We start from the raw sequence: 2,306 nt of genomic DNA, 5'->3' as shown, positions 1-2,306 counted from the left end.
TTCCGTCCACGCTGGCAAAGCGCGTGCGCAGGGCTTCGTGGCGGCGTACGATCTCGTTCAGTGCCCCCTGCAGAGCCGTCACGTCGAGCTGTCCGTTCAAACGGACCGCCGCCGGAATATTGTAGAACGCGCTTCCCGGCTCAAACTGGTCGAGGAACCACAGGCGCTGCTGCGCGAACGATAGCGGCATGCCCTCTTTGCGCTCGACCGGCGCCAAGGCTGTCGCGGTCAGGCCACGTTGGGACGATTCCATGCGCGCCAGCAGGCCGGCGACCGTCGGCGCTTCGAACACCGCGCGCAGCGGCAGTTCGATTTCGAATGCGCCACGGATTTGCGACACCAGCTGCGTCGCCAGCAGCGAGTGGCCACCCAGCGCGAAGAAGTTGTCGTGCACGCCCACCTTATCGAGCCGGAGCACACCGGCCCAGATGCCGGCCATGATCTCTTCGGCCGCCGTGCACGGTGCGACGTAGCCCTCCTCGCTGCGCGCCATGTCCGGCGCGGGCAAGGCTTTGCGATCCACTTTGCCGTTCGGCGTCAGCGGCATCTGCTCCAGCACCATGAAGTGGGCCGGTACCATGTACTCCGGCAGCGATGCCAGCAAGGCAGCTCGCAGTCCTGCGGGATCCGGCAATTGCTCGCCTTCGTGCGCGACCAGATACGCCACCAGCCGCTTGTCGCCCGCCACGTCCTCGCGCGCCAGCACCAGTGCGTCGCGCACCGCCTCCAGTCCCGCCAAGGCGGACTCGATCTCGCCAAGTTCGATGCGGAAGCCGCGCAGCTTGACCTGATTGTCGATCCGGCCCAGGTACTCGATGCTGCCATCTTCCAGGTAGCGCGCCAGGTCGCCCGACTTGTACATGCGGCTGCCCGCAGCGCCGAACGGGTTCGGCACGAATTTGTCCGCCGTCAGGTCGCCACGGTGCAGATAGCCGCGCGCCAGACCTTCGCCGGCGATATGCAGCTCGCCGGCCACGCCCGCCGGCACGGGGTTCAGGCCCGCGTCGAGGATGTAGACCTGCGTGTTGGCGATCGGCTTGCCGATCACCGGGGCGCCATCGAGCGCGCTCACGCGCCGCAGCGTCGACCAGATCGTCGTCTCGGTCGGGCCGTACAGGTTCCAGATCGCGTCGACATGGCCGAGCACATCGCGCATCAGGCCCACCGGCAGCGCTTCGCCGCCGCACAGCACCTTCAGTTGCAGTTCCTGCGGCCAGCCATGATCGACCAGCATGCGCCAGCTCGACGGCGTGGCCTGCATCATCGTCGCGCCTGAGCGCACCAGCAATTCGCTCAGTTGCTGCGGATTGGACGCCGTCTCGCGGCCGGCCAGCACCACGCGCGCGCCGTTCGCCAACGGCAGGAACAGCTCCAGCGCGGCGATGTCGAACGACAGCGAAGTGACAGCGACCAGCACGTCGTCGCTGCTCATGCCCGGCGCCTCTCCCATGCTGTGCAGGAAGTTAGCCAGGTTGGCGCGGTTGAGCGCCACACCTTTCGGTTTACCGGTCGAGCCGGATGTGTAGATCACGTAGGCCAGGTTGCCGCCCGTCGTCAGCTCGGACGGATTGGTGGCGTCGCAGCCCGCCAGCGATGCCGCGTCGGCATCAAGGCAGAACACCGGCACACCGCCGGTCGGCACGGAAGCCAGCAGGCGTTGTTGGGTCAGCAGCACTACCGGCGCAGCATCCTCCAGCATATAGGCCAGGCGGTCGGCCGGATAGGCCGGGTCCAGCGGCACGTATGCGCCGCCGGCCTTCAGGATGGCCAGCAGGCCCACAATCATCTCCAACGAGCGCTCCACGCACAGGCCCACCAGCACGTCCGGGCCCACGCCCAACGAGCGCAGGTGATGCGCCAGGCGGTTCGCCCGCGCATTCAGCTCGCCATACGTCAGCGATACATTGTCATACTCCAGCGCCACGCGATCCGGCGAGGCCGCAGCGCGTTCCTCGAACAGCGCCGGCATCATCGACGCCGCCCCGTAGTCGCGCGCCGTGTCGTTCCACTCCACCAGCAACTGGCGGCGTTCGGCGTTGTCCAGCATGTCCAGATCGCGGATGCGGCGCTCAGGGTTGGCCACGATGGCCTCCACCAGCCGGGTGAAGTGCGCCGCCATGCGTGCCATCGTCGACGGCTCGAACAGATCGGTGTTGTAGCTGATGCTGCCGTTCAGGCGTCCGGCGTCCTCCGTGAACGTGAACGTCAGGTCGAACTTGGCCTGTACGCCCTCGCCGCCCATGGCTTGCAGGGTCAGCCCCGGCAGCGTGAGCGCGTCCATCGGCGCGTTCTGCAACGCCAACATC

Annotated in this window: 1 protein-coding gene; it reads right to left on the bottom strand. The window is 67.3% G+C overall.

Annotated elements, in window-relative coordinates; translation table 11 throughout:
* Positions 1 to 2,306 (bottom strand): non-ribosomal peptide synthetase (locus tag DUGA2_RS32285; RefSeq protein WP_141753461.1); only part of this gene is annotated, 2,306 nt, incomplete at both ends.

Source organism: Duganella sp. HH101 (genome assembly GCF_001758795.1).
Taxonomy (GTDB): Bacteria; Pseudomonadota; Gammaproteobacteria; order Burkholderiales; family Burkholderiaceae_D; genus Rugamonas; species Rugamonas rivuli.
The sequence above is the reverse complement of the archived record's forward strand: the minus strand, read 5'-3'. Positions and strand labels throughout refer to the sequence as shown.